This is a genomic window from Gordonibacter faecis (genome assembly GCF_030077735.1).
GTDB classification, from domain to species: domain Bacteria; phylum Actinomycetota; class Coriobacteriia; order Coriobacteriales; family Eggerthellaceae; genus Gordonibacter; species Gordonibacter faecis.
Window position 1 is genome coordinate 23044 of sequence record NZ_JASJEU010000021.1, and the last position, 8233, is coordinate 31276.

The 8233-nt window shown below is 62.8% G+C and carries 6 protein-coding genes; all 6 read left to right on the plus strand.

Translation table 11 applies throughout. The features are described from left to right. The first annotated feature begins 25 nt into the window (after positions 1 to 25). The 6 genes from QNJ86_RS10700 to QNJ86_RS10725 all read left to right on the plus strand — a co-directional run bounded on the left by QNJ86_RS10700 (position 26) and on the right by QNJ86_RS10725 (position 8021). Positions 26 to 2281 carry a molybdopterin-dependent oxidoreductase gene (locus QNJ86_RS10700; RefSeq protein ID WP_283832616.1) on the plus strand — a complete coding sequence of 752 codons (2256 nt, stop codon included), beginning with the start codon at positions 26 to 28 and terminating at the stop codon, positions 2279 to 2281. After that, the gene (locus tag QNJ86_RS10705; protein ID WP_283832617.1) at positions 2278 to 2613 is read left to right on the plus strand and encodes an oxidoreductase; all 336 of its coding nucleotides are present in this window, start codon (positions 2278 to 2280) and stop codon (positions 2611 to 2613) included. The genes QNJ86_RS10700 and QNJ86_RS10705 overlap by 4 nt, the downstream gene beginning before the upstream one ends. 90 nt (positions 2614 to 2703) lie before the next feature. After that, positions 2704 to 2928 (plus strand): zinc-ribbon domain-containing protein, encoded by a 225-nt coding sequence (locus QNJ86_RS10710; protein WP_283832618.1) that lies wholly within the window; start codon positions 2704 to 2706, stop codon positions 2926 to 2928. Between the two features lie 63 nt (positions 2929 to 2991). Next, entirely contained in the window at positions 2992 to 5604 is a 2613-nt protein-coding gene (locus QNJ86_RS10715) for a molybdopterin-dependent oxidoreductase (RefSeq protein WP_283832619.1), read from the plus strand. A 4-nt stretch (positions 5605 to 5608) separates the two neighbouring features. Then, positions 5609 to 6430, plus strand: coding sequence for a 4Fe-4S dicluster domain-containing protein (locus QNJ86_RS10720; protein ID WP_283832620.1), 822 nt, complete (start codon positions 5609 to 5611; stop codon positions 6428 to 6430). 178 nt (positions 6431 to 6608) lie between these two features. Then, entirely contained in the window at positions 6609 to 8021 is a 1413-nt protein-coding gene (locus tag QNJ86_RS10725; protein WP_283832621.1) for an SLC13 family permease, read from the plus strand. The last annotated feature ends 212 nt before the right edge of the window (positions 8022 to 8233 follow it).

Below are 8233 nucleotides of genomic sequence, written 5' to 3' on the forward strand. Positions count from 1 at the left end.
GACGAGAAGGGGGCGCGGTATCGCGATGGAAGATCGAGGATACACATTCGTCGAGCACGAAAAACCACTGCGCTATGAGGAAGACGGCCACACCGTCACGCGCGGAAGCGCATGGACGGGCCCGGGATGTCACCTTGGCTGCGGCGTGTTGCTGCACACCGACGAACATGGCAAGCTGGTGAAGGTTGAAGGCGACCGCGAGAACCCGTTCAACCACGGCAGGTTGTGCCCGCGGTGTTTGGCACTGCCGGAAGTGGTGAACCACGAAGATCGTCTGACACACCCGCTGAAGCGCGCCCGCGCCGACCGCGGCAAGGACGCGTGGGAGCGCATTTCGTGGGACGAGGCGTATGAGCTTATCGCCGACACGTTCCTTGCGCTGCGCGACGAGTACGGTCCGGAGTGCGTCACGTTTTGGCAGGGCACCGGGCGTGACATCGCACCGTGGATCACGCGCCTTGCGTGGTCGTTCGGCAGCCCGAACTACACGGTGGCCCTCTCGGGCACGGCGTGCTACGCGCCGCGCATTGCCGGCTGCCGCGTGTCGAGCGGGTCGTTTTGGCTGGGCGACTACTCCCAGCAGTTCGCCGACCGCTACGACAACCCCCAGTGGCGCGTCCCCGGCATGATTCTCATCTGGGGAAACAACCCGGTGGTGTCCAATTCCGACGGCCTATATGGCCACTGGGTCACCGACTGCATGAAGCGCGGCAGCAAGATTATTGTGGTTGACCCGAAGCGTACGTGGCTTGCCAGCAAGTCCGAGGTATTCCTCCAGCTGCGCCCCGGCACCGACGCGGCGCTGGCTATGGGCATGCTGAACGTCATGATTACCGAGGGCATTTACGACCAGGACTTCGTGTCGCGCTGGTGCTACGGCTTCGATGAGCTGGCCGAACGCGTGAGCACGTTCACACCCGAGCGCGTGGAGGAAATCACCTGGGTGCCCGCGGACAAGGTGCGCGAAGCCGCCCGTGCGTTCGCCGCCGCCGATAGCGCCATCGTGCAGTGGGGCGTGGCCGTGGACATGACGAAGGAAACGCTGCCCGCCGGTCAGGCCATCAGCGCGCTCTTCGAGATCACCGGCAACGTGGACAACCCGGGCGGCATGATTGCCCCGCCCTCCATCCTCTACTACGCCGCCGGCTGGGGCCGCGAGCTAATCCCCGAGGAATTCCGCCAGGAAAAGAAGATCGGTAATGACGTATATCCCCTGTTCAAAGCAGCCATGGGACCCGCGTCTACCGACGAGACCATCAACACGCTGGAAACGGGCAAGCCCTACAAACTGCGCGCTGGCTGGTTGCAGACCACGAACCCGCTCGCCTGCACGGGCCCCGACCCGAAGCGCACGCTGGCGGCGCTCAACACGCTGGAGTTCATCGTGGTGGTGGACTTGTTCATGACCCCCACCGCCATGGCGCTGGCCGACGTGGTACTGCCGGCCTGCACCTTCCCCGAGCGCGACGGCATTCGCGTGGGCGATGGCGTGCAGCGCGGCGAGTCCATCAACAAGGTAACCACCATAGGCGAATGCAAGTCCGACATGGAAATTAACCTTGAACTGGGTAAACGCTTCAACGCCGACGCCTGGCCATGGGAGAGCGTCGAAGACATGTTCACGTTCATCCTGAAAGACACAGGCATGACGTTCCCCGAACTGCAGGAACATGCGCCGGCTTATCTGCCTTTCACGTACAAAAAGTACGAGAAAGGCCTCATGCGCGCAGACGGCCAGCCCGGTTTCGAAACCGGCACGGGACGCATCGAGTTGTGGTCAACGCTGTACAGCATGGTGGGGCTCGACCCGCTCCCCTACTTCGAGGAACCCGTTCCCGGCCCCGTGAGCACGCCTGATGCCTACGAAACCTACCCGCTTGTGCTGACCACAGGCGCGCGCCAGGTGGGCCTCTTCCACTCCGAGCATCGCCAGGTGCCGCACCTGCGTGCCCTGCACCCCGACCCCATCATTGAGATGCACCCCACCACGGCCGCGCGCTTCGGCCTTGAAGAGGGCGATTGGGCCTGGGTGGAAAACGAGCGCGGCCGCGCTAAGCGACGCGTGCGCACCACCAACGCGCTGGACCCCCGCGTGTGCTCAACCGATCACGCCTGGTGGCGCCCGGAAGCGCCCGCCGCGCTGGAGGACGGCCTATTCGACCTCTGGAACATGAACATCAACCAGCTGATTACCTGGACGCCCGGCAAAAGCGGGCTTGGCAGCAACTACAAGACGCTGCTCTGCCGCGTGTACAAGGTTGAAGAGGGGGAAGAGCAATGACGCAGTACGGAATACTCGTCGACTACGAATGGTGCTCGGGCTGCCGGGCGTGTGAGGTGGCCTGCCAGATGGAACACAACCTGCCGCCCGAGCGCTTCGGCGTGGTAGTAACGCCCGTGGGCCCCTGGCAGATTGAGGGCGAGCGCTGGCAGCACGCCTTCGTGCCCACGTTCACCGATGAATGCACCCTGTGCGCACGCCGCACCAGCGCGGGGAAACTCCCGTCATGCGTGCACCACTGCCAAGCCGCCGTCCTCACGTACGGCCCTGTGGATGAACTTGCGACGCGGCTTGCCGAAAAGCCTCGTCAGCTGCTGGTTTGCCCCTGTTAGATGCCTTCGTCGGGCGCGGGGAAGCGCCCGACGTGCGCATAACCGTCTCCACCCAACCATGCGGGTCGCACCCGCAGAAAGGACCAAGCCATGTGCTTCAGACCGCCCACCATTGATAACGGACCCGTCAAGTGCCCGCAGTGCGGCGCGGAGGTTGACCCTTCGCTCGACCAGTGCCCGAACTGTGGCGCCAAGGCCGCGCCCGCTCCTGGCATTCCCACCCCTCCGGGCGCGCCCACGCCGCCGCCCGTTCCCGGTGTCCCCGGCGCGCCCAAGGTGCCAAGCGTTCCCAAGCCGCCTGCGCCCACCGCATAAGTGCTGGTTGGCGCACCTGCCTTGCACAACACAGAGCACGTCACATCTCAGAGAGGAGATAGCATGGGGAACAACGTGAAGGGCACGCCTATTGTGAAGGGCCTCGGCTTCAACAGCTTTGGCATCGGCACGAATGCGTGTACCGTCGATATTGACGAGGAAAACGACAAGATCCTGCGTATCCGCCCGTTCCACTTCGACGAGCACTACACACCGGAAGACCTGAACGCCTGGAAGATTGAGGCGCGCGGCAAGACGTTTGAGCCGGGCTTCAAGACGCTCATCTCGCCGCTGTCGCTGTGCTACAAGAAGCGCGTGTACTCGAAGAACCGCATTCCCTACCCGCTCAAGCGCGTGGACTGGGACCCCAAGGGCGAGCGCAACCCGCAGAACCGCGGCACCAGCAGCTACGTGCGCATCAGCTGGGACGAGGCGGCGCAACTGGTGGCCGACGAGATCAAGCGCGTGCACGAGCAGTACGGCCCCGAGTCGGTGCTCTGCGAGTACGACGGCCACGGCGAGACCAAAATTGTGCACGCCTCCCACGGCTGCATGGTGAAGATGCTGGAGCTGTGCGGCGGCTTCACGTCACAGGCGCGCAACCCTGACAGCTGGGAAGGCTGGTACTGGGGCGCGAAGCACGTGTGGGGCATGGACCCACTCGGCCAGCAGAGCCTGCAGAACAACATCATCAAAGACATCTCCGAAAACGGCGACGCGGTGCTGTTCTGGGGCTGCGACGTGGAAACCACCCCGCTTGGCTGGGGCGGCTACATGGCAAGTCGTCTGTGCTATTGGTTCACCGATTTGGGCGTGAAGCAGATTCACATCTCGCCCGACGTGAACTACACCAACGCCGTGCACGCCGACAAGTGGATCCCCGTGCTGCCGAACACCGATGCGGCGCTCCAGCTGGCAATCGCCTACACGTGGATCAAAGAAGGCACGTATGACCAGGCCTATCTTGACACGCACAGCGTGGGCTTCGACAACTTCAAGTACTATGTCATGGGTGGCGAAGACGGCGTGCCGAAAACCCCGAAGTGGGCCGAGAAGATTTGCGGCGTGCCTTCCTACACCATCAAGGCACTCGCGCGCTACTGGGCCACGCACGCCGTGTCCATCGGCCACTGCAACGGCGGCAGCTACATCCGCTCCACGTTCTCCCACGAGCCGGCGCGCCTCGAAGTGGCACTGCTGGGCATGCAGGCAGTGGGCAAGCCGGGCGCGAACCAGTTCAAGTTCATCGAGTGGACGCTGTTCGGCATGCCTACGGTCACGCCGCTGCCGCCTTCCACGAAAATCCCGAACCTGGGTGCGGCCTACCGCGGCTGGGTGCATGGCTCGCAGCCCAGCTTCATCCCCAAGACCATGATTCCCGAGGCCATCATGAACCCGCCGGTGCAGTGGTACGGCCACGTGTCCGCCGGCCTGCCGCGCGAGGACCAGTTCACCGGCCCGTTCCAGTTCCCGCTGGAGGGCAAGGAGCGTATCCACATGGTGTGGTCCGATACGCCCTGCTGGGAGACGTGCTGGAACGGCGGCTTCCACATGCAGGACGCACTGCGCCACGAATCCATTGAGTGTGTGGTTGTGCAACACCCCTGGATGGAAAACGAGTGCCTGCTGGCCGACATCATTTTGCCGTCGAACACCAAGTTTGAAACCGAGGACATTGGCACCGACTCCGACTCCGGCCAGTGGAACGTCGTGTTCTACGAGCGCCAGGCTATCCAGCCCATCGGCGAGTCGAAGTCCGACAAGGAAGTGGTGGCCGAGGTTGCCAAGAAGCTGGAGCAGTTCGGCGGCCCCTACGAGGATTTGTTGAACCGCTACCTGGGCGGCAAGACCGACGAAGAGTGGATTGAGTTTGGCTTCGAAACCTGCGGCGTACCCGATGACCTCACGTTCGAGGAATTCAAAGAGAAGCAGTACTACCCCTTCCCCACGCGCGAGGACTGGAAGGAACTGCCCGTCGGCCTGAGCCAGTTCTACGAGGACCCGGAGGGCCATCCGCTGAAGACCCCGTCTGGCAAGCTGGAGTACTACTCCACCACGCTGGCCCAGAACTTCCCGGACGATGAAGAGCGCGGCCCCATCCCCCGCTGGGTGGCCACAAGCCCCTCGCACCAGGAACGCCAGGCCACCGAGCGCGGCCGCAACTTCCCGTTCTTGCTGGTGTCGAACCACCCGCATTTCCGCGTGCACGCGCAGCACGACGACGTCACCTGGTTCCGTGAGATGGAGGAATGCAAGGTGACCGGCCCCGATGGCTACAAGTACGAGCCGCTGTGGATTCACCCCATCGACGCTGGCAAGCTGGGCCTGAAGACGGGCGACGTGGCGAAGATCTACAACGAGCGCGGTGCGGTGCTGGGCGGCGTGCGCGTGACCGAGCGCATCATGCCGGGTGCGGTGTACCAGGACCATGGCTCGCGCTGCGACACCATCAAGCTGGGCGAGCACGGCCTTGACCGCGGCGGCGCGAACAACCTCATTGCGCCCACGGCCACCACGTCCAAGAACACGGTCGGCGAAGTGACGAGCGGCTTTTTGGTGAACGTGGAAAAGGTTGACGTGTTCCAGCTGGCCGAAGAGTACCCTGAGGCGTTCAACCGCGCCTATGAGCCCGCGTGCGGCCTGGTTGCGACCGCCCGCATCGTGGAAGGAGCGTAAAGCTATGGGCAAGGCATTCATCATTGACGTGACGAAATGCAGCGGCTGCCGCAACTGCCAAATCGCCTGCAAGGACGAGCACGTCGACAACGACTGGAGCCCCTGGGCCAAGCCGCAGCCTGACACGGGCCAGTTCTGGACCCGCGTGGACGAGCAGGTGCGCGGCCAGGTGCCGAAGGTGCGCATCAGCTACACCGTGCATATGTGCCAGCACTGCGAGAACGCGCCCTGCATGGCCGCGGCACCGGAAGCGGTGTATCGCCGCGACGACGGCCTGGTCATCGTGGATCCGGAGAAAGCCGCCGACAAGCGCGAGCTGGTGGAGGCATGCCCCTATGGCGCCATCTTCTGGAACGAAGAGCTGGCTATTCCCCAGAAGTGCACGGGTTGCGCGCACTTGGTGGACGCCGGCGAGGTGCCGCACTGCGTGGACGTGTGCCCTCACGGCGCGCTGCGCTTCGGCGAAGAGGAAGAGTTCGCTGAGGAAATTGCTGTCGCTGAGGCGCTTCTGCCCGAGCGCGCCGCAACCGACAAGCCGCACGTGTACTACCTCAACCTGCCCAAGCGCTTCCTGGCCGGCATGGTGGTAGACCTTGAGGCCGACGAGGTGATTATCGGCGCGAAGGTGACGGCCGAGAACCTGGATTCGGGCGAGGTGCTGGCAAGCGAGACCGACGAGTTCGGCGACTTCTGGTTCCACCAGGTAGCAGCCGCAAACTGGCGCGTGTACGTGGAAGCCGAAGGCTACCTCACCCGCATGCTGGAAGCGTCGACGGTCGACGAGGACCGCAACATGGGCCCGATTGAACTGTTCGCTGCTGAGTAGGCCTAGCAACCCGACCCCCAGCCGTAATGGCCGGGGGTCGGGAGAAGGCATCGGGGAAAGCGCAAGGGGAACGTGCCTTCCCCGATGCCTCAAACCACGCGCCGCGGACGCGCGACGCACCAAGGGGGCGACCGTCCGGCGCTTCGGCACTCGGCGATCGCATGGTTAGGAGGAAACTATGGAAAGTACCAATGTACCTCTGAGCAAGCGCCTTATCGGTATAGGACTGGCCGCTGTGTGCATCATCGGCTCGATGTTTATTCCCGGTACGGAAGCGCTCGGCCACCAGGGCATTATGACCCTGGGTTTGTTACTTGCTCTCGTATCGCTTTGGGTTACCTCGGCTCTGCCGCTGGGCGTTACAGCCCTGTTCGTGGTGGTCATGTGCCCGGTTCTTGGCATCGTGGGTGGCCTGGGCGAGGCCATCGGAGGCTTTGCCAGCCCCGCACTGTTTTTCATCATCTCGGTGTTCTCACTGCCCGTTATCATGCTGAAGACGAACTGGGGCGTGCGCCTCATCAGCACCATCATCAAATGGACTGGCACCAACTCGCGCAAGCTCGTACTGGGCTTCATGATTGCCACCACGCTCGTGTCCACCGTTATGTCCGACGTGCCCTGCACCGTATTGTTCCTGGGCTTCGCGCTCACCATCCTGAAGGCCACGGATGCCAAGCCGCTCGAGTCCAACCTGGGGCGCTGCCTCATGATTGGCATTCCCATCGCGGCTGTTACGGGCGGCATGGCCACTCCGGCCGGCAGCTCGTTCAACGTTGTGGCCATGAACATTCTGCAGCAGGCCACCGGCACTTCTATCTCGTTTTTGAACTGGGTGTGCGTGGCGCTGCCCGTTGTGATTGTCATGACGCCGATCACCTGGTTCTTCATCACCCAGATCCTCAAGCCCGAGCCTATCGCCGACAGCGCCTTGCAGGGCATCCGCGACCAAGCTGCCGCCGCCAAGAAGGTTGAGCCGCACGAGGTGAAGACGCTTGTAATCATTGTGGGCCTGTTGGCTCTGTGGATCATCGGCAACTGGGTGCCGGTGCTCAACGCCACCGTGGTAGCTCTCATCGGCCTTACCCTTATGTTCGTTCCCGGTATGCAGCTGCTCACCTGGAAAGAGTTCCAAAACTCCGTGCCGTGGGGCATCGTGCTCATGTGCGGCACCATCATGTCCATGGGCAGCGTAGTTGAGAAGACAGGCGGCGCGAAGTTCTTGGCCGACCTCATCGCAGGGAGCGGTGTCATGGACCTGGGGTTCTTCGCCGCGTTCGCGCTGCTGCTTGCGCTTATCTATCTCATTCACACGGTGTGCCCGATTGGCGTGGCTATCCTTGGCATCTTCTTGCCCATCATGATCACGCTGTGCGCCGGGTTCGGCGTATCCCCCGCCGTGCCCACGATTGCGCTCGCTGTGGTGGTGGCCGGCAACTACCTCATGCCCGTGAACCCCACCGTCATGCTGACGTACGGAGAGGGATACTACACATTTGGCGACATGTTCAAGACGGGCATCGTGCCCGCTATTGCCCTCATACTCATCATGGCAGCCTGGATGCCGTTCATCGTAGGAGCCATAGGTATTTAGCTGCGAAGTAAGTGCAGTTCAAGAAAGCCGTCACCCGAAAGGCCCGCCCCCGCGGGCCTTTCTTTTTGTCAGGGAATGGGGTGACGCGCTTACGCGGCAGTCAACAAGAGCAACAGCATTTGAAGCCCCAAGCCCCCCTTGTCATCCTGAGCACTGATAATAGTTATTGGGTTGAGGGGTTGAAGAAGATGTGCTGCAATCCTATGCGAAGG

Bases quoted from the DNA above. Each gene is read 5' to 3' on its own strand.
- QNJ86_RS10700 (WP_283832616.1), top strand. From the start codon at position 26: ATGGAAGATCGAGGATACACATTCGTCGAGCACGAAAAACCACTGCGC.
- QNJ86_RS10705 (WP_283832617.1), top strand. From the start codon at position 2,278: ATGACGCAGTACGGAATACTCGTCGACTACGAATGGTGCTCGGGCTGC.
- QNJ86_RS10710 (WP_283832618.1), top strand. From the start codon at position 2,704: ATGTGCTTCAGACCGCCCACCATTGATAACGGACCCGTCAAGTGCCCG.
- QNJ86_RS10715 (WP_283832619.1), top strand. From the start codon at position 2,992: ATGGGGAACAACGTGAAGGGCACGCCTATTGTGAAGGGCCTCGGCTTC.
- QNJ86_RS10720 (WP_283832620.1), top strand. From the start codon at position 5,609: ATGGGCAAGGCATTCATCATTGACGTGACGAAATGCAGCGGCTGCCGC.
- QNJ86_RS10725 (WP_283832621.1), top strand. From the start codon at position 6,609: ATGGAAAGTACCAATGTACCTCTGAGCAAGCGCCTTATCGGTATAGGA.